This is a genomic window from Enterobacter cloacae complex sp. P6RS, assembly GCF_014982245.1.
Classification (GTDB): Bacteria; Pseudomonadota; Gammaproteobacteria; order Enterobacterales; family Enterobacteriaceae; genus Enterobacter; species Enterobacter bugandensis.
Genome location: NZ_JADCLB010000017.1, coordinates 237088 through 237417, shown reverse-complemented (window position 1 = coordinate 237417; position 330 = coordinate 237088). Strand labels below are relative to the sequence as shown.

General features: G+C 62.7%; 1 protein-coding gene. It reads left to right on the top strand.

Annotation, left to right across the window (positions count from 1 at the left end):
* Positions 1 to 330 (top strand): hypothetical protein (locus INF73_RS11300; RefSeq protein WP_193547296.1); only part of this gene is annotated, 330 nt, incomplete at both ends.

The window sequence follows — 330 nt, the reverse complement described above, 5'->3', positions numbered from 1 at the left end:
TGAGGGCGGAATACACCTTCTCGTCAAACGGGAGCGGTGCGGATGCGTCCACCTTCCAGTGGCAGTGGAAGGACGGTGAGACCTGGAAGAATGCGGCCGCCGCTGGCAATACGGCACGCACGTTCACGTTGCCGGACAGCTATGCGGGCTACAGCGTGAGGGTGGTGGTGACGCCGAAGGGCAGCAGTCACCCGGCTCTGGCCGGAGTGGCGCAGGAAAGTTCAGCGGTCGAAGTATATGGCGCGCCGTCGGTGTCGGGCCTGAAGATTTCCGGCACGCCGAAGGTAGGGCAGACCTTGAGGGCGGAATATACCTTCAAGGCGAACGGAA